This is a genomic window from Gordonia alkanivorans NBRC 16433 (assembly GCF_000225505.1).
Lineage (GTDB): Bacteria > Actinomycetota > Actinomycetes > Mycobacteriales > Mycobacteriaceae > Gordonia > Gordonia alkanivorans.
Genome location: NZ_BACI01000116.1, coordinates 1 through 23,391 on the forward strand (window position 1 = coordinate 1; position 23,391 = coordinate 23,391).

Genomic DNA, 23,391 nt, shown 5'->3' on the forward strand with positions numbered 1-23,391 from the left:
ACGCGTGAAGGTCGAGCTGGCGCTGGCCCGCGGTAAGCAGGCCCACGACAAGCGTCACGACATCGCCAAGCGGACCGCGCAGCGTGAGGTTGAGCGTGAGGTCGGCCGGCGCGTGAAGGGAATGGGTTGACCGACCGGGCCGTGACGGCTCAGGCGGCCTTGTACAGGCGGGTGCCCTCGGTGGGTTCGGGCGTCACCGCATGTCCTTTCCGCCGGTAGGTACGCTCGTACCGCTCGACCTGCGCGCGGTAAAGGGGAGGCGTCATCGGGTCCGTGTACACCCGGACGTCGCCACCTCGTTGACTCTCGGCGGCCTGCGCCAGCTGGAGACGAAACGCTGCAACCGCGAGTACGAACAGTACGACCATCGCAGTCCCGGACGGCCACGCGGAACCGCCGAACTGGCCGGCGAGAGTCAAGAGAAACACCCCCATGCTGACGAACCCGAGCAGCAGGATCAGGTAGCCGATGAACCCGTGGGACTTCGGCTGGGTATTGGTGCGCATTCATCCTCCTCGAAACGATCGATACATCCTATGTAGCGCTACGCTCACTGTAGCGCTACACGATGTGTAGCACCTGAGTGCTCCGTGCTATTCCTGATGCATCGATTACGGCGACGAAGGGTGTCTGCAGGTGCCTGCTGACAGCGGCTCGAAGATCATCACGGCTGCGCTGGAACTGCTGCGCGCGAAAGGTCCGGCCGGTGTGACGATCGAGGCGGTCGCGGCACATTCCGGCGTCGCGCGCACGACCATCTACCGGCGGTATCGGAACCGGGACGAGATGTTGACCGCGGCGCTCGTCGCCGTGGGGACGCCGCCGGCCATCGACGAGGAGCTGTCGGGGGAGCAGCGGCTCCGCTGGGTGGCCCGGCAAGCGGCATCGATGGTGTCGGACGGTATCGGGTTCGGTGGGATGGCGGCGCTGCTCACCGACGCCGACCCCGCGTTCACCGAGATCTTCCGCACGGCGCTGGCGAAGCACCGAGCTGATCTCGCGGCCGTCGTCGACGACGGCAAGCGTCGTGGCCTCGTCGGACCGACTGTGGACCCCGACACCCTGATCGACGGCATCGTCGGGACGCTTGTGGCGGAGAAGGCGAGGTCAGGGCGTGTCAGTGACGACTGGGAGGACCGCGTCGTCGAGATGTACGCCCCCATCGTGCTCGTGCGGTCGAAACGGGAATGAAGTCCGCTGTCCGACTTGTTAGACTTAAGTGCTCGCCGACTTCGGTCGGTGGGTACCTCCTCGGGGCTGATCGGTTTCGACTACGTGCGTCGAGGTAGGGGAAGCGTGTCGGTGCAGGCTGGAGACCACCGTATAAGCGTCGCAGCAACCAATTAAGCGCCGATTCCAATCAGCGCGACTACGCCCTCGCTGCCTAAGTAGCGACGGCTAGTCTGTCGGCCCGGATTGTGCTCCCGAATCCGGATGCCGGCATCATCTCAGGGGGCTCACCGTCCTCGCCGGTCGCGGGCGAGGTCGGAAAATCAAACAGCGACTGGGATCGTCATCTCGGCTTGTTCGCGTGACCGAGAGATCCAAGTAGAGACATAGCGGACTGCACACGGAGAAGCCCTACCAACACGACGGAGGACCCGGGTTCAATTCCCGGCAGCTCCACGGCAGAGCGCCCCACCTGTTCGCAGGTGGGGCGCTTTGCGTTGGGGCCCGATCGGTCAGCTGGGCTGGGATTGCTGCCCGGCCGACGGCTGCGGGCTTGGCGTCTGGCCGCCCGGTGCATCTGTCGAAGCGCCACCCGGTTGCTGACCGCGCGGTCCCTGGAAGTCTGGACGTCCTTGGCCATTCGGGCCGGGCATTCCGTTCCCGTCGGGTCCGCCGCGGAAGCGCGGGGGCGGGCCGCCGTGACCGTCCATGCGGTGCCAGTCGCCGCCGTGGCGCGAGACCCCGACGGGGTGGTGGTCCGAGGTCGTGTCGCCGGTGATGTATCCGGCGCCGAAGCCGAGTGCGCCGGCGATGATCGCCACACCCAGACCGCCGGCGACGAGGATCGGTGTCTTCGACTTGGCCGCGGTGATCGTCGGGGAATCAGCGGTTGCGGGGGCTGCCGGAGTAGATGGGGCAGGGGGCGCCTCGGACATCCGCTCGGTCGGCTGGTCGTCGGCGGGCGTGACCGGGGTCGTCGCCGCGTCTTCATGGGCATCGGGAGCGCGACCCGGTTCGGGCGCCTCGGGCGTCGGGTTGTTCGGCGTTGTGTTCATGGCTCTCTCCTTCAAGGAAAAACCGGGTTCTTCCCGGGAAGTGAACGCCATGATGCGCACGCTGTCTGGAGCGACGCTGTTGCTTACCTGTACATCTGCTGGGAACGGTCCTCAGGCCGCGGCCGCGTCGGCCAGGGCGTTCTCGCGGTGACGACGGCGCTTGCTGATGACGCCGTGGGTCGGGCTGAACAGGAAGACGAGCAGGAACAGGATCCCCTGCACCAGAACGACCATCCCGCCGGGCGAGGTGTCCTGGTAGTAGGACACGTACAGGCCGATCACACCGCACAGAGCCGAGGTGGTCGGCGCGATGACGAGCATCCGGGTGAAGCGGTTGGTGAGCAACTGCGCGGTGGCGCCGGGGATGATCAGCATCGCCACGACGAGCACGATGCCGACGACCTGCAGCGCGGTCACGGCCGTGAGAGCCAGCAGGGCGAGAAGTGCCGCGCCCAACAGCCTCGGGCTGAGGCCGATCGCGAAGGCGTGTGTCGGGTCGAACGCGTAAAGGGTGAAGTCGCGACGCTTGAGCAGCAGGATCACCGCGACAATGGCACCGAGGATGGCGATCTGGATCAGGTCGGACGTCGAGACGCCGAGCAGGTTGCCGAAAATGATGTGGTTCAGGTCTGTCTGGCTCGGCGTCACCGAGATCAGAACCAGGCCAAGTGCGAACAGTGTCGTGAAGACGATGCCGATCGCGGCGTCCTCCTTCACCCGGCCGCCGTCGCGGACCGCGCCGATCATCGCCACCGCGAGGAACCCGAAGACGACCGCCCCGATGGCGAAGGGGATTCCGACGATGTAGGCGAGCACGACACCCGGCAGCACCGCGTGCGAGACGGCGTCACCCATGAGTGACCAGCCGATGAGCACCAGCCAGCACGACAACAGCGCGCACACCACCGATGCGATCAACGTGGCCCACAGCGCCCGGGTCATGAAGGCGTAGGCGAACGGGTCGAGGAGGTGGTCGACGATGCTCATGACGCCTCCTCCTGCCGGTCGCGGGGAGTCTGTTCGGTTCGGTCCAGTGGGTCGAGTCCGAACGCGCGGATCAGATTGTCGGTGGTGATGACCTCGGTCGGATCGCCCTGTGCGACGACCCGGCGCATCAGCAGGATCGCCTCGTCGGCGAGGGTCGGCAGGACCGCGAGGTCGTGCGTGGAGACCAGGATCGTCACGCCGGAGTCGGCGAGCTCGCGCAGCAACGCGGTGATCGTGGCCTCGGTGCGTTTGTCGACGCCGGCGAACGGCTCGTCGAGAAGCAGGATCGAGGCCTCCTGTGCGATGCCGCGGGCCACGAAGGCGCGCTTGCGCTGGCCGCCGGAGAGCTGGCCGATCTGGCGGTCGGCGTACTCGGTGAGCTCGACGCGGGCGAGAGCCTCGTCGACGGCGTCGTGGTCGGCACGCTTGGGTCGTCGGGTGAAGCCGAGATGGCCGTAGCGACCGGTCATCACGACGTCGCGCACCGACAGCGGGAACGACCAGTCGATGACCTCGGACTGCGGAACGTATCCGACGAGGCCGGACTTACGGGCAGCTGTCGGGTTCTTGCCGGCGAGCGTGACTGAGCCGGTGGTCGGGGTGACCGCTCCGACGATGGTCTTGAACAGCGTCGACTTTCCCGATCCGTTCATGCCGACGAGCGCGCAGACGCGGCCGGTCGGAACGCGTACGGAGGCGTGATCGAGTGCGAGGATTCGGCCGTAGCGCACGGTGACGTCGTCGACCTCGATGGCGTGCGAGGTGATCATCGGTTGTCTCCCGTCAGTCCCGACACGATGGTCCGGGCGTCGTGGCGGATCAGATCGAGGTAGGTGGGCACCGGGCCGTCGGCCTCGGAGAGCGAGTCGACGTACAGGGTGCCGCCGAAGCGGGCGTCGGTGGCCCCGACCACCTGCTGCATCGCGGCGTCGGACACGGTCGATTCGCAGAACACCGCAGGCACCCGGTTCGTGCGGACGAAGTCGATGGTCGCGGCGACCTGCTGCGGTGTGGCCTGCTGCTCGGCGTTGACCGGCCAGATGTAGCGCTCGGTGAGTCCGGCGTCGCGTGCGAGATAGGAGAAGGCGCCCTCGCAGGTGACCAGTGCGCGTTCGTTGGGCGGCAGGCGGTCCAACGCCGCGACCAGGTCGGTCTGCACCTGCTGCAGTTGCCGCTTGTACGCCGCGCCGTTGGCCGCGAAGATCTCCGCGCCCTCCGGGTCGAGGTCGGTGAACGCGTCGACCAGGTTGTCGACGTAGACGCCGACATTCACCGGACTCATCCACGCATGCGGATTCGGTTTGCCCGCATAGGCATCCGAGGCGATGTCGATCGGATCGATGCCCTCGCTGGCCACGACGTGCTTGACGTCGAGTCCGTCGACGAACTGCCCGAACCAGGCCTCGAGGTTGAGCCCGTTGTCGACGACGAGTGAGGCCGTCGCGGTGCGTCGTACATCGCCTGGAGTGGGCTCGTAGCCATGGATCTCCGCGCCGGGTTTGGTGATCGACTCGACGCGGAGGCGGTCACCCGCGACATTCGACGCGATGTCCGCGAGCACGGTGAAGGTCGTCAGCACCACCTTCTCGTCGGGGAGCCGGCTGGACAGGGTGCAGCCCGAGACGACCGTGCACAGGGCGACGATCAGCGCCCCGACGGACAGCAGTCGACGAGCGCGCACCTTGGGCATGCCGACACTATAGTTTCGGGCGTCCGAACTTTCCAGCCGAGGGTGGCCGAAAGTCTGCGAGAAGGCACTGTCCCCGCGACCACGGGTGCTACCCGGCCGGCGGAATAGTCTTGGCGCTCAGGCGATCCGGACCCCGCGTGCCAGTTTCCCCGCGGGGACTCGCAATCGTCGTGCGGCCACCCAGAATCCGATGCCTCCGAGGGCGAAGTAGAACGTGAGTCCGAAGTACCACGAGTCACCGACCTTCGACGTCTCGTGTGCCGTCTCGCGGACGCTGTAATCGGCCGGGTCGACAGCTGGGTAGGTGTACGTCGTGTCCGAGCAATACCTCGAGCCGATGTAGGGGCCCGCGCGCACCGCGGAGAAGACCTGCGAGATCTCCGACGCGACGCTGGATGCTGCCTCGCGGTCGAGAGGGTCGCGCTGAGGGGCGGCGGCATCGGCGACGATGAAGAACGGGTTGGGTGCCAACAGCCACCAGATGTGTTCGTGATGGTGGAACTCGCGGTCCTCGCGGACCTCACGACACGTCGACGTCGGGGGCTGCGGAGGGTTGTCGACGAACGTCGTGTTCGGCCGGATGACCGTATGCGTCTGTGTCGTTGCCGGGAAAAGCAGACCGAAGACGATGGGTAGACCCAGGATGAGGAACAGCACGCTCGCCTGGGTGAGGACCGCCGACCCTGCGGGCCGCGTCGTCATCGCGGAGAAACCGAGTCCGATGCCCGCATAGCAGGCGAAGAGGACGATCAGCACCGTCACGCCCGCGAGACCGTGTGCGACTCCATTGGGCGACTCGACGATGCCCCAGATGACATACGGGGCCGCGACTCCCACGAAAGCCAGGCTCGCCAGCCAGCTTCCGATCAATTTCCCCAGTGCCAGCTGCGAATTCGTGATGGACGTGGCTTGGACGACGGCCAGCGTGGCGTCCTTGCGATCGCCGTTGATCGTCGTCGCGGCCAACGTCGGAGCGACGATGATGCCGAGAAACAGCAGAAACCCGACGAGGATCTCGTACAGAGCCGATGACCACCCCCGGTACGTGCCGCCGAATGCGACCACCGACAAGTACAGGGATCCCAGCACGACCAGGGATACCACCGCGAATGCGATCGCGAGAATGGCCTTCCACCGGGTCGTGCGCAGGCGTTGGCGTAGTTCGAGTTCGACGATGACCCAGACCATCCGCCACCAGGTGGTGAATGCGGTCGTGCGGGTCTCGGGTCGAGTCGGCTGTTCGAGAAGGGGGGTCGTCATCGGCGCTCCGGGTCCAGGGCCAGATAGGCATCTTCGATACCGCTCGAGGTGGGTGCGAACTCCGCGACCGCGGCCCCGGAGCGGATCAACTCGCGCAGATATCCCGCGGCCGCGGGCTCGTCATCGAAATGCCGTTGCTCGGCGTCGGACATCGACTGGCCGGCGAGCCTGATGCGCCACACGTGGCCCGCGGCCGGTGGCGGTCGGTGAGTACGTCCGCCGGTCATGAGGACCACGTCGTCGACCATCTCGTCGAGTTCGGAAAGGATGTGGGACGACACCAGAACCGCACACCCGTCATCGGCGAGTCGGCGGAGTTGGCTGCGTAGGTCCATCCGCGACCGCGGGTCCATGCCGGAGGCCGGTTCATCGAGGAGGAGGAATTGCGGGCTGTGGACCAGTGCCCGGGCAAAGCCGAGTCGCTGCTTCTGGCCTCGGGACAACTCGTGCGCCGGCCGGGCGGCGAACTCGCTCAGGTGGACCAGTTCGAGCAGTTCGTCGGCCCGCTGACGTGCCGAAGCCGTGCGCAAGCCGTACAGCCGGCCGAAAGTCGTCAGGATCTCGTGTGCGGTGAGGCTCTCCCACGTGCCGAAGACATCGGGCATCCAGCCGATGAGTCGCCGGGTGTCCTCGGGCGACGCCGGAGACCCGTCGATGACGATGGTGCCGTCGTCCGGTGCGAGGAGTCCGGCCAGGAGCAGGAGCAGCGTGGTCTTCCCGGCCCCGTTGGGGCCGACCAGGCCGCAGATCCGACCGGGGCGGAGTTCCAGGCCTGCGTCGGCGACAGCGAGGTGCCGGCCGAAGGTGCGTGAGAGCCCGGTCGCGACCAATGACATCCCCCGACCATAGTCGAGTCAGATGACCCCGCCCTCATGCAATTCGGTCAGGTCGGCTGACGACAACCCCAGCATCTCGCCGTAGACGGCCTCGTTGTCGCAACCGGGCGTCGGTGGGCCGGCATTTCGGATGCCGCCGGGCGTATCGCTGAACTGCGGGACGACGCCGGGGCCGAGGACGGTGCGCTGCGCACCCTCGTCATAGTGCTCGGCGATCATGCCGCGCGCCCGCAGGTGCGGGTCGGCGACCACCTCGGCGACCGTGTTGACCGGTCCCACAACGACTCCCGCGGCGCTCAGGACCTCGGTGAGTTTCTCGGCGGAGTACTGCTCCGACCATTCGCCGATCATCACATCGAGTTCGTCCTGGTTGCGACCGCGGGCGGTGTGGTCGGCGAACCGCTCGTCGGTGGCGAGTTCGGGCCGGCCCATCGCCTGGCAGAGCCGGGCGAACACCGAGTCCTGGTTGGCCGCGATGATGACGTGCGTGCCGTCGCTGGTGGGGTAGAGGTTCGACGGCGCAATGCCTTCGAGTCGCGTACCCGACGGTCCGCGCACCACGCCGCCCGCGTCGTAATCGGCGATCGCCGACTCCTGCACGGCAACACAGGATTCGATGAGTGACGCGTCGACGACCTGTCCCTTGCCGGTCACCGTGCGGCGGTACAGAGCGGCGAGTGCGCCCTGCGCGGCGAACATGCCGGCGAGGGTGTCGCCGATCGAAAGTGCCAGTCGCGGAGGCAATTGCCCGGGGTAACCGTTGAGATACCTCAGACCGCTTGCGGCTTCGGCGACAGACGCATAGCCGGCGCGCGTCGAGTCCGGTCCGGTCTGGCCGTAACCCGACACCCGCACGATGACGAGGCCGGGGTTGCGCTCCGACAGCACGTCCGGGCCGATGCCGAGCCGTTCGAGGGTGCCGGGGCGGAAGTTCTCGATGACGACGTCGGCGCGGTCGGCGAGCCGGAGGAAGATCTCGCGACCGCGGTCGGAGCGCAGATCGAGGGTGATCGCTTTCTTGTTGCGGGCGTGGACCGTCCAGTAGAAGCGGTGGCCGTCGACCTCCGCCTGGCCCCAGGTGCGGATCGGGTCGGGCTTGCCCGGCGGCTCGATCTTGATGATGTCGGCGCCCATGTCGCCGAGGAGTCGGGCGGCATGCGGACCCGCGATCAGGGTGCCCAGCTCGAGCACGGTGACGCCCTCGAGCGGGCCCGCCGGGGCTCCTGCCCGGTTCGGCGCGGCAACGGTGTTGTCGGTCATGGGAGACAGTGTGGCCGGTCACAACTGCAACGCCAAGACGAAGGGTCGGTTTTTGGTTGGAACGAATCGATCCTTGCGTTCCATTGTGGCGGATCTCCGGCTATGGTGTGTGTCGTCGAACACAGACTGGGGAGGCTTTGAATGGTTGATCACGCTTCGGGGACCGGGCTCCTGCCCGACATCCGTCTCGCCGACATGGCAGCGGGCGTCGCATCGCTGCGCAAGGACATCGGGGCCGTTCTGCGTGTGCTGCCGGAGATGCTGCCCAAGCCGCCGACGACAAAGATGTCGATCGGCAAGCGTTTCCAGCAGTCCGTCGACAAGTACCCCGACCGCGACTTCTTGCGCTTCGAGGGCTCGTCGATCAGCTACCGCGAGGCCAACGCCCGGGCCAACCGCCTCGCCGACTTCCTGACGCGAGAGGGCGTCGGCAAGGGCGACGTGGTGGCGGTGCTGTCGAAGAACCACCCTGACGTCGTGATCGCGATGCTCGGCATCGTCAAGATCGGCGCCATCTGCGGCATGATCAACTTCCACCAGCGCGGCGCGGTGCTCGAGCACAGCCTGGGGCTCCTCGACGCCAAGGTTGTTCTGTACCAGGAAGATCTGGTCGAGGCTCTCGACTCGGTGCCGCAGAGCTCCCGTCCGGCAAAGGAATTCACCTTCGAGAAGCTGCCGTCGCTGGTCGCGCCGTGCTCGCCGGTCAATCCGAAGGCCACCGAATCCGTCGAGGTCGGGTCGACCGCGATCCTGATCTTCACCTCCGGCACCACCGGATATCCGAAGGCCAGCAAGCTGAGTCACTACCGCTGGCTGGTGGCCATGAACGGTATCGGCGGTCTCGGTATCCGTCTGCGCAGCGACGACGTGATGTACACGGCGCTGCCCTTCTACCACAACAACGCGCTCACGATCTCGCTGTCGTCGGTGCTCTCTTCCGGCGCCTGCCTCGCGATCGGCAAGCAGTTCTCGGCGTCCCGCTTCTTCGACGAGCTCATCGAGAACGACGCCACCGCGTTCAGCTACATCGGCGAGCTGTGCCGGTATCTCCTTGCACAGCCGCCGAAGCCGACGGACCGCGCTCACCGCGTCCGGCTCGCCGTCGGCAACGGCCTGCGCCCCGACATCTGGGACGACTTCACCGGACGTTTCGGCATCGACCGCATCGTCGAGCTGTACGCGGCCAGCGAGGCCAACATCGGCTTCGTCAACGTCTTCGGGCTGTCGAAGACCGCGGGCTTCTCGCCGCTGCCGTACATCGTCGTCGAGTACGACGAGGAGACCGGCGAACCGCTGCGCGGACCCGACGGTCGGGTGCAGAAGGTCGGCAAGGGCGGCACGGGACTGCTTCTCGCGCAGATCAACTCGCGCGTCCCCTTCGACGGTTACACCGACCCGAAGGCCACCGAGAAGAAGATCGTCCGCGATGCCCGCAAGAAGGGCGACCAGTGGTTCAACAGTGGCGACGTCGTCCGCGACCAGGGCTTCCACCACATCGGATTCGTCGACCGCATCGGTGACACCTTCCGCTGGAAGGGTGAGAACGTCGCCACCACGGAGGTCGAGGCCGTGGTGGACGCGCACGACTCGGTCGAGGAAGCCGTCGTCTTCGGTGTTCCGGTGCCCGGCGTCGACGGCAAGGCCGGCATGGCGGCGGTGAGCCTCCACGATGGTCAGGAGTTCGACGCCGCGGGCTTCGCCGCACACGTCCGGAAGGGGCTGCCGAGTTACGCGGTGCCGCTGTTCGTGCGGATCGTCGACCAGCTCGAGCACACGTCGACCTTCAAGAACATGCGCACCGAACTTCGCAAGCAGGCCTACTCCGAGACCGGTGACGACCCGATGTACGTGCTCTCCGGCGACACCTACGTCGAGTTCTACCCGGAGTTCGTCGAGGAACTGTCCGGAGCTCGGCGACAGGAGTGAACGGGGACCGACGTGGGGGCGGTGTCAGCCGTCCACCACGTCGTAGACCGCCTCGGCCGGCGCGGCCAGGAGCCGATCCGCCATCTCCTGCTTGAGGTAGGTCAGGCGCGCCTCCTCCTCGGCGGTGCGCTCTGCCTGCCGGGCCAGCGCGATGAACTCATCGGTCACGAACCCCTCGCGGATCTCCAGCCGGACCTTCCGGTCGCCACAGGACAGTTCGAAGACGTAGCGCTCGAGCGTCGCGCCGCGGTCGTTGCGCTCCAGTGCGGAGTCGACGGTGAAACGGTTCTCGGTCACCGCGCGGGTGACCATCTCGAAGGTGTCCCGTACACCGGGCCCGGTATGTGCCGTGGCCACGACGATGTCACGGCGCTCGACCGAGCCGGGTTCACCGAGTCGTGGCAGAGCTCGCTCGAGGACCTTGAACGCGTGCGCGACGCCGCCCGGGAAGCCGGGACCGTGGTATCGGGTCACGTCGTCGATGGTGAAGGAGATCTGGGTGCCCTGATCGGTGACGGTGATCGCGCTCATGCGATGGACTCCTTCGTGGTGCGGGCCGCCGGGGACCGGAGACTTCAGCCTGCGAAGTCTACTTACGGTGCACAACGGCCAGGCGCTCGCCGACGAACTCGAGTGCGCTGCGCTGCCAGAGGCCGATGTGATCGAGCATCGCGTGGCCGCCGTCGGGAACATTGACGAACTCGGCGTCGACGCCCTGCGCGGACAACTCGTCGATGCCCTTCCGGGTGCGCGTGGCGAAGGTGCGTTCGTCGGCGTCGCCGTGGACGGCAACCACGCGGGCACCGGGCTGGATGTGTCGCCAGTCGGCGTGCTGCCACCAGGGGGCAAGGGCGAGAACGCCGATCACCCGGCGGTCGGCGGCCAGCTGCGCGGCGACCCGGCCGCCCATCGAGTGGCCGATCGCCACGACCGGTACGCCGGGGTGGCGTCGGCACATCTCGTCGAGGGTGGCGCGGGCCGGGAGCATCGGGCTGCTCTCGTCGCCGTTCCAGCCGTAGACGCGGTACCGCACCTGGTGCACACGCACCGTCCGTCGGTAGCGGAACCGCAGCGACCATGTGAACGGGTACATGCGCAACGCCGACCCCTGCCACGGACTGAACGGCTTGCGACTGTCGTCGGTGCCGCCGGGCAGCACCAGGACGAGAAGGCCGGCCGGGTCACGCCGGGTCGAGAACAGGCCGGGGGAGAGCAGTCGCAGTGGACCGGGATTCAACATGGTCTGGCAGGCCTCCAACGGCACGTCGACGATCGTTTCACCCTAGCGATTCGATTCCGGATGGAATATGGACCGGTCTGTGAGACTCGCTAATTGGTGTCGTCGCACGGGCGAATTCCGATCTTGATGGCAGAATCGCCGATATGGCACATTCCCGCGCTGGAACATTGGCCCTGCCCGAAGACCTCGTCGACGTGGAGGCACTCGAGCGTGCCTATTACGACAACGTCCCAGATCCGTCGGACCCGTTGCAGCAGGTCGTGTTCGGGACCTCCGGTCATCGGGGTTCGAGTTTCGACACCGCATTCAACGAGGCGCACATTCTCGCAACGACGCAGGCCATCGTCGAATACCGGCGCGGCGCCGGAATCACGGGTCCGCTGTTCATCGGTTTCGATACTCACGCTTTGTCGATACCGGCGTGGCGGACCGCGCTCGAGGTTCTCGCGGCCAACGAGGTGTCGGTGCTGACCGCCGAGGACGACTCGTTCACCCCGACGCCCGCGGTCAGTCGGGCCATCCTGACGTTCAACAAGGACAACCCCGGCGTGCTCGCCGACGGCATCGTGGTGACGCCGTCGCACAACCCGCCCCGCGACGGTGGGTTCAAGTACAACCCACCGACCGGAGGTCCGGCCGACACCTCCATCACGTCGGTCATCGCCGCCCGCGCCAACGACCTGCTCGCGGCGAAACTCGACGGCGTCAAGCGGATCCCCTTCGAACGGGCCCGATCCAGCGAATACGTCCAGGACTATTCGTTCCTGCTCGACTACATCGAAGGCCTCGGCGACGTCGTCGACATGAAAGCAATCCGTGATGCCGACATCCACATCGGTGCCGATCCGCTCGGTGGTGCGTCGGTCGGGTACTGGGCCCACCTCGGGCTGCGTTACAACCTCGAACACCTCACCGTCGTCAATCCGACCGTCGACCCGACGTTCTCTTTCATGACGCTCGACACCGACGGCAAGATCCGGATGGACTGCTCGTCGGCGAACGCGATGGCGTCGCTGATCTCCGCGCGCGACTCCTTCGACATCGCGACCGGCAACGACGCCGACTCCGACCGCCACGGGATCGTCACGCCCGACGCCGGCCTGATGAATCCGAACCACTACCTCGCGGTGGCCATCGACTACCTGTTCACGCATCGTCCGCAGTGGTCGGAGCAGGCGGCGGTCGGCAAGACGCTGGTGTCGTCGTCGCTGATCGACCGGGTGGTCACCGGGATCGGGCGGCCGCTGCTGGAGGTGCCCGTCGGTTTCAAGTGGTTCGTCGACGGACTGCTCTCCGGACGCGTCGCCTTCGGTGGCGAGGAGAGCGCCGGGGCGTCGTTCCTCATGTTCGACGGCACGCCGTGGTCGACCGACAAGGACGGCATCATCATGGCGCTGCTCGCCTCGGAGATCCTGGCCGTCACCGGAAAGACGCCGTCGCAGCGGTACGCCGAACTCGCCGAGCAGTACGGGGAGACCTCGTATGCCCGTATCGACGCGCCCGCCTCGCGCGAGCAGAAGGCTGTGCTGTCGAAGCTGTCGCCGGAGCAGGTCAAGGCCACCGAACTCGCCGGTGAACCGATCTCCGCGATCATGACGACCGCGCCCGGCAACGGGGCGGCGATCGGCGGTCTGAAGGTCACCACCGAGAATGCGTGGTTCGCCGCCCGGCCGTCTGGAACCGAGGATGTCTACAAGATCTACGCCGAATCCTTCAAGGGCCCTGAGCATCTCGCGCAGGTGCAGAAGGAGGCGCAGCAGGTCGTCGACACCGCGCTCGGGAGCTGATCAGCCGCCAGCGGGAACGCCGATCGCCAGGCCCACCAGATAGGTGGCGCCGGCGGCGATCACGCCGAAGCAGAGCTGTCGCAGCGCGCCGCGGACGATCGGATGGCGGGTGACGTAGGCGGCGACGCCTCCGGCGATGAGCAGGCCGACGGCTCCGACCGACAGGCCGAGGATCAATGAGGAGAACCCGAGCAGGTAGGGGATCAGCGGGACGACGCCGCCGATGCCGAACATCACGAACGACGAGATCGCTGCCACCCACGGCGACGGCTTGTCCGACGGGGCGACGCCGAGTTCCTGGGTGATGTGGACGTCGACCGCACCCTCGGGGTCCCGATGGATCTCGTGCGCCGCGGTGGTCGCGGTCTCCTCGGTCATACCCATCTCGGTGAACATCTCGACGAGTTCGTTGAGTTCCCCACGGGGATTCTTCGCGATCTCGGAGCGCTCGACATCCACCTCGGCGTCGAGTTGCTCGTTCTGCGTCGACACCGAGGTGAACTCGCCGAGGGCCATCGAGAACGCGCCCGCGATCAGCCCGGCGACACCCGACAGGACGATCGTGTGCGCACTGGCCCCCGCCCCTCCGACGCCGGCGACGAGGCTGATGTTGGTGACCAACCCGTCCATCGCGCCGAATGTCGCCGCGCGCACCCGGCCGCCCGAGACGTCCGGATGCTCATGGCTGATCGGGTTCATTTCCTCGTCGACCTCGCTGTTGGTCACCCGGCGAGCGTAACGACGCATGTACCGGTGCGCTGGGCGAGCCTCATCCTGCTGATCGAGCAGGTGGCGGGCTTAGCGAGTAGTCGCATGAAAAAGTCCCCATCGACACGGCACGCAATCGGTGCCGGTTCGGTGCAGCTACTCAGCCGTTTATCAGCGCTGCGCGGATATTGTCGTTACGTGAGCGAAAAGCGTAAGTCGGGAGCCTCCGTGCCCCGTGCCACCACGTCGAAGTATCAGCCGAGCGCGCCGTCGAGCACGATGACCTACGTCCTCGGGGGGATCGCCATCCTGGTGATCGCGGGTCTGGTCATCGGTGGCATCTGGTGGAGCGGCCGCGACAAGGGCACGGCAGACCAGTCCGCGCTCGCCTCGAGTTCGACGATGATCGTCGGACCGGAGAATGCGCCGCTGATCGATGTCTTCGAGGATCCGCTGTGCCCGGTGTGCAAGCTCTTCGAGCAGCAGTCGGGACCCGCGATCACCGCTGCCGTCAACGAGGGCAAGCTCCGGGTTCGCTACCACACGCTCAACTTCCTGGACTCGAAGTCGGCGACCGGTGACTACAGCTCCCGCGCCGCGGGCGCGCTGACGTGTGTGGCGCAGGAGCAGAACACCGACTTGTTCCTCCGGTTCCACAGCGCGCTGTTTGCGGCTCAGCCGGCCGAGGACGGCACCGGCAACATCACCAGCCCTGAACTCGCCCGCCTCGCGACCGAGCAGGGCGCGACGCCGGCGACCGCCAAATGCATCACCGACAACGAGAAGGTGGCGCAGGCGCAGCAGAACGCCGCCACGTCGAGCGATGAACTCAAGAAGGCTGCCGGCCAGGTGGGCACCCCGAGCGTGCTCCACGACGGCAAGCCCGTCGAAGGACTGCTCGACGGCTCCGGTTGGCTCGACGGGATCCTCGCCGGCAAGTCCTGATCCGGGAGGGACCGGGTCCTTGATAGGACCCGGTTCCTGCGGATTTGGTTGCTGTCGTGGCAGTGGTGTAACTTTCCTAGTGCCCTTGAACAGGGCGGAACAACAAAATACGGGGCTATGGCGCAGCTGGTAGCGCACCACACTGGCAGTGTGGGGGTCAGGGGTTCGAGTCCCCTTAGCTCCACCGTTGAGAAACCCGCTCTGACCTCGGTCGGAGCGGGTTTCTTTATGTCCTGGCCGATCTCGGAGCGAGGCGATGTGTCCTTACTATGTCCTACCACTGCCGAGATCGCTGCCGACGGCATGAAAGCCCAGCATGGCTGGGTTCATGCCTCCCCGTTCCGTGCACCGACCCGAGTTCAAAGTCGGCGACCGCGTGCGGATCGCGCGGCCGGGCGATGCTGGCCGGGTGGCATCCACGTACTACATGTCACAGACTGCGACTCCAGCGGCGATCGGTTTCGATGTGCTCTCTCTCGACGGTCGAGAGCAGACCGATGTCATGCTCGAGCTCCGCTGAGAGCTGAAGGTGGACAGGAGGCCACGGAAGTGGCGTTCCGCCGACCGTGCCGACGTGAAGAGACTCCTGTTCGACGATGACCAGTAGCGAGGTCTACACGGGGGCGCAGGAGCCATAGATTCCCGCCCTGCCAGTGGAGGTGCCAACCGGTTCTCATGAAGCAGAGAGTAGGCAACCCCTCGCTCGCGTGCCGGGCGTCACGATCGGTCACCCGGTCATGGAACCATCGACGCCGCGGCTACGTCCAAATCAATCTCCATGACCTCGCGCATCCGCGTCTACCGACCGCTCCTACGACACGGTCGGACGCTCCGTGAGGGTGCTACGTTTCCGAAATGTTCAAGAGTCCGATCGAGAAACTGTCACTGGCTGCCGCCAAAGCCCGGCAGAACGGAGACACGTGCTTCGTGCCCGAGATACCTAACGCCTCGAATTTCGCCCCGGCCATCTCCGCCATCGAGGCGCAGGGGTGGAGGCTCGAGCACTGGGACGTGGGGTCGGCGGTATCTGGATTCATCAGCGCATATCCCGTGTTTCGCCGAGCTTAGCTCCACTCCCGTAAGGCGGGTCAGACTTTCGAGTCTGGCCCGCCTTTCGTCGTATCCGGGCCTGTTGTCGTTCCTCGGGTCGGGTCGATCCGCACCCCGATGGGTCCGACGACCACCAGATGTCCTCGTGCTCACCAGGTCTGCGCGGGGTCAGCCATTTCCGTGCCGCAGAACATCGGCACAGAATTGGCTGCCAACCCAAGGCTAACCTTGCTTAGTATAAGCTTCCCTAATTGTCGAAGATGTCCGTTCCGATGACGCCTGAGCGCTGAGCAGCGCATCGCGTCGCCGCCTGCTTGTCCTGGAGTCCAGATGGCTGCCCGCCCCCGTCCGTCCACCCCTGCCGCGAACTTGTCGCGCCGCGACCTCATGCGTTCGATGGGGGTTGCCGCGCTTGCCCTGGGCGCCCTGGGTGTCACCGCGTGCTCGAGCCGCGAAGCCGTCTCCGAGACCGCCGGCACCGGCGCCGCGGGCGGTCCGATCACCGTCGTCGACCAGTATCAGAACACGGTCACCTTCGACACCCCGGTCGGCCGTATCGCGTCGACGATCATCCCGGTTCCGTCGATGATCATCGGTTCGGACCAGTCCACCGCCCGCAACGTCGGCGTGAACGAGGTCGCGATCTCGATGGCCTCCAAGGGCATGCTGGGCACGATGTTCCCGGCGTTCCTCGACACCCCGGTGGTCGCCGGCAACGACTTCGTGCCGAACGTCGAGCACATCCTGAGCCTCAACCCCGACGTCGTGATCCAGTGGGGCGACAAAGGCGACGACATCGTCGCGCCGCTGCGTAACGCCGGACTGAAGGTGCTGCTGCTCAAGTACGGCACCCAGGAGGATCTCGAGGCGTGGATCTCGATCTTCGGGGAATTACTCGGCAAGAAATCGGAGGCCGACGCGGTCCTCGCGACGATGGCCGCCGACCGCAAGACCGTCGAGAAGGCAGCCGCAGCCCATGCCTCGGCGGCTCCGCGCGTCATGTACATGTACAACGCGCCTGACCTCAAGGTCGGCGCCGACAACAGCTACATGGACTTCTGGATCAAGCTGGCCGGCGGCAAGAACGTTGCCTCGGGTGCGGGTAAGGGTTCGAGCTTCGGTGTCACCCGTGAGCAGATCCTGGGTTGGGATCCCGAGATCGTGATCCTCGGCAACTTCGAACCGACGACACCCGCCGACATCTACGCTGATCCCCGCTGGTCGTCGTTGTCGGCGGTGAAGAACAAGCGGGTCTACAAGGCCCCGCTCGGCGGTTTCTCCTGGGACCCGCCGTGCTACGAGTCCAACCTGATGTGGATGTGGACCAACTCGGTCTTCTTCCCGGACGTCGACCACCAACTGCGCGGGCGCATCCGCGAGACCTACCGGACGCTGTACGCATACGACGTGACCGACGCCGACATCGATCGAATCCTGCACATGCCGGTCAACGCGGGCAGCGCGGACTATGACGACTTCCGCGCCTGAGCTCGTCGTCGAGCCCGAGAAGACACGTGCGTCGACGCGCATCGTGGTGCCGCTGGTCCTGACCATCGGCATCGTTGCGGTGGGCCTGATCTCGCTGTCGGTGGGTCGCTACACCGTTCCGGTCAACGAGGTCGCCCGCATCCTCGTCAACGAGGTGATCGCGTTGCCCCGCACCTGGACCGAGGCGGAGACCAACGTGGTTCTGGGCGTGCGACTTCCGCGCGTCCTGCTCGCCATGCTCGTCGGTGGTGGGCTGGCCCTGGGCGGCGCGGCACTACAGGCGGCGTTCCGCAATCCGCTGGTGAGCCCGCAGATCCTCGGGGTGTCCTCCGGGGCGTCGTTCGGCGGTGTCCTCGCGCTCATCTTCGGGCTCGGATCGGCTTTCCTCGTCGGTGGGGCGTTCCTGTTCGGTCTGGTTGCGCTCGGCATGGTCCTGCTGATCGGGCGCACGCGGGCGGGCGGGCCGATCCTCACCATCGTGCTCGGCGGTGTGGTCACGAGCGCCTTCTTCTCGGCGCTGGTCTCGTTCATCACCTACGTCGCCGACCCGTACACGACGCTGCCGTCGATCGTGTTCTGGCTCATGGGTTCTCTGGCCACGGCCGACATGGGGAAGGTGCTGATCGCCGCCATCCCCATCCTCATCGGCACAACGGTGCTGATCGGGCTGCGCTGGCGGATCAACATCCTCTCGCTCGGCGACGACGACGCGACCGCGCTCGGACTGAACCCGGGACGGCTGCGCGCGGTGTTGCTGACGATGGTGGCGTTCATGACCGCCGGTGCCGTGGCGGTATCGGGGGTGATCGGCTGGGTCGGCCTGGTCGTCCCGCACATGGCCCGGCTGTGGGTCGGACCCGACCACCGGATCTCGATGCCCACGACGTTCGTCCTCGGTGCCGCATACCTGACGATCATCGATACCTTGTCGCGCACCATCAGTGCCGGGGAGATCCCGCTCGGTATCCTCACCGCGATCATCGGTGCCCCGGTCTTCGTTCTGCTCCTGAGCAACTCGCGCAGACAGGCGTTCATCGATGGCTGACCACAGCGCCCTGGAATTACGGAACGCCGGCTTCCATTACCCGCGCTGCGACTGGGTGTTCCGGAACGCCAACCTGCGCATCGACGGAGGCATCACCTCCATCCTCGGCCCCAACGGGCAGGGCAAGACCACGCTGCTGCGCTGTATCGCCGGCTTGACGCGGTTGTCCGAGGGCACGGTCACCCACGACGCCGCGATCGGTTATGTCCCGCAAGCGAGTGCGTCGAACTTCGCCTACTCGGTGTTCGACATGGTCCTGATGGGGCGGGCCAAGAAGGTGTCGGCGTTCGCCACCCCCAGCCGTGCCGACGCCGCACGCACCCGCGAGATCCTCGAGCGGGTCGGGATCGCCGAACTGGCGACGCGCAGCTTCGCGGAACTGTCCGGCGGCCAGCGCCAGCTCGTGCTGATCGCACGAGCGCTGGTGTCCGACTGCAACTTCCTGATCCTCGACGAACCGGTCTCGGCCCTGGACCTACGGAACCAGGCCCGCGTGCTCGAGCTACTGCGGAATCTGGCGACCGAGGGGATGGGCATCCTGCTCACCACCCATCACCCCGATCACGTCCTACACCTCGGCGGGCGCGCCGTGGTGATGCGTTCGGTCGACGACATCCGCGTAGGGTCCGTTCCGGAACTCGTCACCGACGATGTGCTCAGCGAGCTGTACGGAATCGACGTGGTGAGTACGACCGTCGACGACCGCGGCGGCCCCCGCACCGTTCTCTACACCCGATATGACACGTTCGCGGATACAGCCCCCGCGGCGCCCTCCCTACAGAAAGTATCTCGATGAGTACCGAACCGACTGCGCCGCAGTCACTTCCACCTGTTCTGCATCTGACCATGGGATCGAACGCCGGCATGTTCGGCGCCACCGACGTCTCGGCTCAGGTCACGCCCGTCGACCTGTACTCGCTCGACGAAGTGGATCTGACCACCGTCCGCGGGCTGCTGGTCAACGGCAACTGCGACCAGATCTTCCTCGAACGACGTCGCGACCTGCTCGCCGAGTTCGTCACCGCCGGTGGCCGGGTCGCGATCATGGGGCATCCCCTGTCCCGTTTCCTGCCCGGCCTCGGCAAGTGGCGCAAGCTGCAGTACTTCGGCCCCAAGGACCTCGCGATCGTCTCCGGCGACGCGCATCCCGTGTGGGAGGGAGTCGATCCGGTCGACGTCAGCTTCCGACGCGGGGTGTCCGGCTTCTATGCCCGTGGCTACAGTGACAAGCTGCCGGAGGGGGCGGTGGTGGCAAACCGCATCGGCCGCAACGCACTTCCGGTCGACTACGTGTATCCGCTCGGCGCCGGCCAGGTGCTCGTCCACGGTGGCCTCGATGTCGGTGTCTACCAGGAGGACCCGAACACCTCCGCACGAATCTTTCCTCAGCTGCTCACGTGGCTCGCCCAGCAGGAGGCCCAGGTATGACCACGACCACCGATCCCGTCGCCGAACCCTTCGCCCGCACCGACCGCGCGCCGCGCTCGCGCCGGCGCCTGGCGTTCGTCCACGGCGGCTCGCACTTCCATCTGCAGACGCTGAAGGACCCGGCGGTGATCGCGCATCAGCCCGAGTTCGTCTACCTCGGTGATCTCGCCGACGGGGATCTCGACGCGTTCGACACCGTCGTGCTCGCCGACCGGCTTCATCCCGAACTCGTTCGCAAGCACACCGCGCAGCTCCTCGCGGTACCTCAGCGTGGCGGAACGCTCGTCGTGCTCGGTGAGAACGCCGCCCACACCTGGCTTCCGGGCGTCTCGTGGAGTCCTCGTCCGACCAACTTCTGGTGGTGGCTGGAGGGCTCGGACCCGTTGATCCGTACGCGTAACCCCGAGCACGAGGCGTGGGAGTACCTGTCCACCAAGTCCGTGATCTGGCATCACCACGGGTTGCTGCACAACGAGGCCGACGTCGTGCCGCTCGTGGTCGCGGAGGAGCCCGATGAGACCGGTGCACGCGCCGACGCGGGCGCGATCCTCTACGAGGACACCGTCAGCACGCCGGGCCGGATCATTGCCACCACCATGGACCCCACGTACCACCACGGCAACAACTTCATGCCTGGTTCGACGCGGTTCCTGTACTCGCTTTTGAGGTGGCTGGACAACACCGGCAGCTGATCGTCGGGGAGTGTCTCGGTCGCCAGCACCGGCCATGACTCGTTCCGGTACTCACAAGGACACCGCGGCAACCGCGACGAGGACGAATGCCGCGACGATGATCGCCACCCTGAGGTAGTGGAGGTTGTCCCAGCGTCGAGTCTGTTCGCGCCAGTCTTCTGGATAGGAGTCGACGGTCCAGCTCGCCGATCGGTTGTTGATCGGTACGAGCAACGTGATCGACATGATCACGCTGGCCGCCAGGAGAGCTGCTGCCACGAGTGCTGCGGTCGACGCCGTCGTTCCCCATGTCATTGCGGCGAGCGCGCCGGTGAGGAGCAGCGAGCCGAAGTACCAGAACGGCATCGCCCGGCCCATCATGCGCGCCCCGTGCGATCTGGCCGCCATCGACGCCGGAGCGGGCAGAGCCAGTGTGATCGGATTGATCACGAAGGCGACCGAGAGTTCGACGCCGACCATGAGTCCGACGACGACGGTGGTGATCACTGAGAGAACGGTGGGCATGACGGCTCCTTCTAGCGGCACTAGAATTTCTAGTACTGCTAGACTAGGCCTGGTTGCGACCGCTTGCAATGGAGGAGGGCCGATGGCCGAACAGACCCCGCGCCAGAAGCGCTACGAGGAGCGGCGGCGTTCGATTCTCGAGGCCGCGCGTCGGCGTGCCGACGACGAGGGATGGCCCGCCGTGACCACGAGGCATCTCGCCGAGGCCATCGGGTACTCCCAGCCGGTGCTCTACGGGCACTTCCCGGGAGGCAAGGCGGAGATCATGCTCGCCGTCGCGTTCGAGGGGTTCGTCGAGGTCACGCGACGGTGTCGCGCGGCGCTGAGCGGAGGTGACGGCGGAGGGGCGGTGGCGTCGGTCGCCAACGCGTATCTGGACTTCGGGCGTTCTCATCCCGCCGTCTACGAGGCCATGTTTCAACAGGCCATCGACGCCGAATTCGCCAGTGCTGACACGCCCGCGGACCTGCGGGCGGGGTTCGACGTCCTCGCCGAGGCCATCGGGGATGACGCACACGGAGCCGCGACGGAGACGTTCTGGGCCGCCCTACACGGTATTCACCTGTTGGAACGCGCCGGTCGTATGCGGGCCGAGAATCGTGCGGCGCGTGTGGCAGAGCTGGCGGTGCGGTACGCAAAGCGCTAGTCTCACATGCCCATTGGACGGTCTGGTGATCACACGGCGTCGCTGCGCCGACCCATCTCTTTGACCACCCCGGACGGGTCCCACTGCAGGCGCCCCTTCTGGAAGTCCTGCGCGAGTCCGCCGGTGCCGTTGTCGTACTCGTCGGATATCGGCCAGCCCAGGGGTCCGGTCTCGTGGCCTTCCGCCGCCCAGCGTCTGCCGATGACACCGCGCACCGGGAAACCGTCGTGCCCGTAACGGCGGTACAGGGTTCCGCCTTCGAATGCCTGGATGTCGCCGACGCCGGGCACGACGGTGTGGCGCAGCGTCGGGTAGCCGAGGAATCCGGTCTCGTAGCCGTACTGCGCGTGGGTCTCCATCAGGTGCGCCGGAACGGCCGTAGCCTCGCCGTTCCGCACATCGGGATGCCAGTAGATGGAACCGTTGGCGAACCGGGCGAACCGTCCGATGCCGTCCGCGGTCGGGAGCTCCCCATGTGTGAGCCGGGCGCCGATCCAGGCACGGGCAACGACGGCTTCGGCGTCGATCTCGTTCTCCACGGGTACCGGTGGGCCGCCGGTGATGAGGCGGGCGACCTCGGCCCGGAACGACACCATGTCGAAGTTCGGGTCGATCTTGCCCTCCGACGACCACTCCTTGTGACCGACGCAATCCGACGCGGGTCGGCCGATCCGACGTAGGATCGCCGCACAGCCACGCCGGTAGGCATCCATCTGCGCCGCCGGCCAGGCCTGACCCACGCCGTTGTTCACGCCCTCGATCCCGATGACATGCCAGTTCGCGTTGTCGGTCGGCCAGCCCGGATGGGAACCGGCCCCCGCATGCCACGCCACCCCGACGGCGATCACCCGGAACGTGCCGTCGCGCTCGAGGACGAGTTGCGCGAGAGGCCCCGGCAGGCCAGGCCTCCCGCTCTGCACGACCCGCCAGTCGTCAGGGCCGCCGCCTGCGGTGTGGTGGCACATCACGCCGCGCAGGTCGCGGAAGTCCCCGTGCCCGCGGCCGCGCCAGCCGGCGTGTTCGATCACCTTCAGGCCCTCGGCACGCAACACGTCGGCCAGCCAGATCGGGTCACCGGTCCATGCCACCGGGGTCACCTCCTCGACGCGACTCTCCGAAAGTCCACCGTTTCAATGATTTTCGCTGTTGATTCGAGCCTACGCCGACGTCTGGATCGGTCCGGGGACTCGGACGCGACCGCTGGTCAGCCCCCGGTCGGGCGCGGGCTCTACAGTGGCTGGGTGGTCGAGTCAGCAGTCATCCGGGTGAGTGCGGTGGTCCTTCGGGATTCCACCGGCGCAGTCGTGACCGTGCGTAAGCGCGGCACCACCCGATTCATGTTCCCCGGGGGCAAGCCCGAACCCGGCGAGAGTGCGCTACAGACCGCGATCCGGGAGTGCCGGGAGGAACTCCAGCTCGAGCTCGACCCCTCCCAGCTGCAGCCGCGCGGCGACTATCGGGCCGTCGCCGCCAACGAGGACGGATTCGACGTCGAGGCGGCGGTCTTCGTCTGCTCGACGCCGCTGGATCGGGATGCGGGCGCCTTGAGTCCCGCGGCCGAGATCGCCGAATTGCGCTGGCTGCCGCTCGACGGCTCGGTGTTGCCCTCGGATCTCGCGCCGCTGACCGAGTGTGTACTTCCTGAACTGATGTGAGGATGCATACGCGAACTAG

The 23,391-nt window shown here is 66.6% G+C and carries 25 protein-coding genes, 1 tRNA gene and 1 other RNA gene; 14 read left to right on the forward strand and 13 right to left on the reverse strand.

Going from position 1 to position 23,391, the window contains the following annotated elements; genetic code table 11:
* The coding region (locus GOALK_RS20755) for an SsrA-binding protein (protein WP_006360810.1) at positions 1-130 on the forward strand (130 nt) is incomplete at its 5' end.
* Between the two features lie 19 nt (positions 131-149).
* Here the strand turns inward: GOALK_RS20755 and GOALK_RS20760 are convergent.
* Complete coding sequence (locus GOALK_RS20760) at positions 150-506, reverse strand: hypothetical protein (RefSeq protein WP_006360811.1); 357 nt, start codon at positions 504-506, stop codon at positions 150-152.
* A 130-nt stretch (positions 507-636) separates the two neighbouring features.
* Here GOALK_RS20760 and GOALK_RS20765 point away from each other — a divergent pair, with 130 nt between their 5' ends.
* Together GOALK_RS20765 and ssrA are read left to right on the forward strand one after the other, a co-directional pair.
* Positions 637-1,191, forward strand: coding sequence for a TetR/AcrR family transcriptional regulator (locus GOALK_RS20765; protein WP_006360812.1), 555 nt, complete (start codon positions 637-639; stop codon positions 1,189-1,191).
* 62 nt (positions 1,192-1,253) lie between these two features.
* Positions 1,254-1,629: a transfer-messenger RNA gene (ssrA, locus tag GOALK_RS23645) on the forward strand.
* Positions 1,630-1,682: 53 nt separating this feature from the next.
* Here the strand turns inward: ssrA and GOALK_RS23175 are convergent.
* The 7 genes from GOALK_RS23175 to GOALK_RS20805 all read right to left on the reverse strand — a co-directional run bounded on the left by GOALK_RS23175 (position 1,683) and on the right by GOALK_RS20805 (position 8,258).
* Positions 1,683-2,225 carry a hypothetical protein gene (locus tag GOALK_RS23175; protein ID WP_006360813.1) on the reverse strand — a complete coding sequence of 181 codons (543 nt, stop codon included), beginning with the start codon at positions 2,223-2,225 and terminating at the stop codon, positions 1,683-1,685.
* Positions 2,226-2,336: 111 nt separating this feature from the next.
* Positions 2,337-3,212 (reverse strand): metal ABC transporter permease, encoded by an 876-nt coding sequence (locus tag GOALK_RS20780; RefSeq protein WP_006360814.1) that lies wholly within the window; start codon positions 3,210-3,212, stop codon positions 2,337-2,339.
* Entirely contained in the window at positions 3,209-3,982 is a 774-nt protein-coding gene (locus GOALK_RS20785; protein WP_006360815.1) for a metal ABC transporter ATP-binding protein, read from the reverse strand. The genes GOALK_RS20780 and GOALK_RS20785 overlap by 4 nt, the downstream gene beginning before the upstream one ends.
* Positions 3,979-4,902, reverse strand: a complete 924-nt coding sequence (locus GOALK_RS20790) for a metal ABC transporter substrate-binding protein (RefSeq protein ID WP_006360816.1) — start codon at positions 4,900-4,902, stop codon at positions 3,979-3,981. Before GOALK_RS20790 ends, GOALK_RS20785 begins: the two co-directional genes overlap by 4 nt.
* Before the next feature lie 117 nt (positions 4,903-5,019).
* Positions 5,020-6,162: an ABC transporter permease gene (locus GOALK_RS20795; RefSeq protein ID WP_006360817.1), complete on the reverse strand. Its 1,143-nt coding sequence runs from the start codon at positions 6,160-6,162 to the stop codon at positions 5,020-5,022.
* A complete protein-coding gene (locus GOALK_RS20800; protein ID WP_006360818.1) occupies positions 6,159-6,998 on the reverse strand; it encodes an ABC transporter ATP-binding protein in 840 nt (279 codons plus the stop codon). The genes GOALK_RS20795 and GOALK_RS20800 overlap by 4 nt, the downstream gene beginning before the upstream one ends.
* Positions 6,999-7,016: 18 nt before the next feature.
* Entirely contained in the window at positions 7,017-8,258 is a 1,242-nt protein-coding gene (locus GOALK_RS20805) for a CaiB/BaiF CoA transferase family protein (protein ID WP_006360819.1), read from the reverse strand.
* A gap of 141 nt (positions 8,259-8,399) precedes the next feature.
* Between GOALK_RS20805 and GOALK_RS20810 the strand changes: the two genes are divergently transcribed.
* Positions 8,400-10,184, forward strand: coding sequence for a long-chain-acyl-CoA synthetase (locus GOALK_RS20810; RefSeq protein ID WP_006360820.1), 1,785 nt, complete (start codon positions 8,400-8,402; stop codon positions 10,182-10,184).
* Positions 10,185-10,208: 24 nt separating this feature from the next.
* On the opposite strand, the gene GOALK_RS20815 is transcribed toward GOALK_RS20810, so the two are convergent.
* On the reverse strand, positions 10,209-10,715 hold the full coding sequence (locus tag GOALK_RS20815) for a hypothetical protein (RefSeq protein ID WP_006360821.1): 507 nt from the start codon (positions 10,713-10,715) through the stop codon (positions 10,209-10,211).
* Positions 10,716-10,773: 58 nt separating this feature from the next.
* Positions 10,774-11,424 carry an alpha/beta fold hydrolase gene (locus GOALK_RS20820; RefSeq protein WP_040004397.1) on the reverse strand — a complete coding sequence of 217 codons (651 nt, stop codon included), beginning with the start codon at positions 11,422-11,424 and terminating at the stop codon, positions 10,774-10,776.
* A 143-nt stretch (positions 11,425-11,567) separates the two neighbouring features.
* Between GOALK_RS20820 and pgm the strand changes: the two genes are divergently transcribed.
* On the forward strand, positions 11,568-13,211 hold the full coding sequence (pgm, locus tag GOALK_RS20825) for a phosphoglucomutase (alpha-D-glucose-1,6-bisphosphate-dependent) (protein WP_040004398.1): 1,644 nt from the start codon (positions 11,568-11,570) through the stop codon (positions 13,209-13,211).
* On the opposite strand, the gene GOALK_RS20830 is transcribed toward pgm, so the two are convergent.
* The gene (locus tag GOALK_RS20830) at positions 13,212-13,910 is read right to left on the reverse strand and encodes a VIT1/CCC1 transporter family protein (RefSeq protein ID WP_035751337.1); all 699 of its coding nucleotides are present in this window, start codon (positions 13,908-13,910) and stop codon (positions 13,212-13,214) included.
* A 207-nt stretch (positions 13,911-14,117) separates the two neighbouring features.
* On the opposite strand from GOALK_RS20830, the gene GOALK_RS20835 reads away from it, so the two are divergent.
* The 7 genes from GOALK_RS20835 (at position 14,118) to GOALK_RS20875 (ending at position 20,567) form a co-directional block, all read left to right on the forward strand.
* Complete coding sequence (locus GOALK_RS20835; RefSeq protein WP_040004399.1) at positions 14,118-14,864, forward strand: DsbA family protein; 747 nt, start codon at positions 14,118-14,120, stop codon at positions 14,862-14,864.
* Positions 14,865-14,975: 111 nt separating this feature from the next.
* Positions 14,976-15,048 (forward strand) — tRNA-Ala (locus tag GOALK_RS20840).
* 1,196 nt (positions 15,049-16,244) lie between these two features.
* Entirely contained in the window at positions 16,245-17,402 is a 1,158-nt protein-coding gene (locus tag GOALK_RS20855) for an ABC transporter substrate-binding protein (RefSeq protein WP_050918774.1), read from the forward strand.
* Positions 17,383-18,447: a FecCD family ABC transporter permease gene (locus GOALK_RS20860; RefSeq protein ID WP_005198472.1), complete on the forward strand. Its 1,065-nt coding sequence runs from the start codon at positions 17,383-17,385 to the stop codon at positions 18,445-18,447. Before GOALK_RS20855 ends, GOALK_RS20860 begins: the two co-directional genes overlap by 20 nt.
* Positions 18,440-19,243, forward strand: a complete 804-nt coding sequence (locus GOALK_RS20865; protein ID WP_006360829.1) for an ABC transporter ATP-binding protein — start codon at positions 18,440-18,442, stop codon at positions 19,241-19,243. Before GOALK_RS20860 ends, GOALK_RS20865 begins: the two co-directional genes overlap by 8 nt.
* Positions 19,240-19,875 (forward strand): hypothetical protein, encoded by a 636-nt coding sequence (locus GOALK_RS20870; RefSeq protein WP_040004401.1) that lies wholly within the window; start codon positions 19,240-19,242, stop codon positions 19,873-19,875. Before GOALK_RS20865 ends, GOALK_RS20870 begins: the two co-directional genes overlap by 4 nt.
* Positions 19,872-20,567 (forward strand): hypothetical protein, encoded by a 696-nt coding sequence (locus tag GOALK_RS20875; RefSeq protein WP_006360831.1) that lies wholly within the window; start codon positions 19,872-19,874, stop codon positions 20,565-20,567. The genes GOALK_RS20870 and GOALK_RS20875 overlap by 4 nt, the downstream gene beginning before the upstream one ends.
* Positions 20,568-20,618: 51 nt before the next feature.
* Here GOALK_RS20875 and GOALK_RS20880 read toward each other — a convergent pair whose 3' ends face one another.
* Positions 20,619-21,071 carry an anthrone oxygenase family protein gene (locus GOALK_RS20880; protein WP_006360832.1) on the reverse strand — a complete coding sequence of 151 codons (453 nt, stop codon included), beginning with the start codon at positions 21,069-21,071 and terminating at the stop codon, positions 20,619-20,621.
* 82 nt (positions 21,072-21,153) lie between these two features.
* On the opposite strand from GOALK_RS20880, the gene GOALK_RS20885 reads away from it, so the two are divergent.
* Entirely contained in the window at positions 21,154-21,717 is a 564-nt protein-coding gene (locus GOALK_RS20885; RefSeq protein ID WP_006360833.1) for a TetR/AcrR family transcriptional regulator, read from the forward strand.
* A 29-nt stretch (positions 21,718-21,746) separates the two neighbouring features.
* On the opposite strand, the gene GOALK_RS20890 is transcribed toward GOALK_RS20885, so the two are convergent.
* Complete coding sequence (locus tag GOALK_RS20890; protein ID WP_050918776.1) at positions 21,747-22,805, reverse strand: N-acetylmuramoyl-L-alanine amidase; 1,059 nt, start codon at positions 22,803-22,805, stop codon at positions 21,747-21,749.
* A 153-nt stretch (positions 22,806-22,958) separates the two neighbouring features.
* Here GOALK_RS20890 and GOALK_RS20895 point away from each other — a divergent pair, with 153 nt between their 5' ends.
* Positions 22,959-23,372 (forward strand): NUDIX hydrolase, encoded by a 414-nt coding sequence (locus GOALK_RS20895; protein WP_006360835.1) that lies wholly within the window; start codon positions 22,959-22,961, stop codon positions 23,370-23,372.
* Positions 23,373-23,391: the final 19 nt, after the last annotated feature.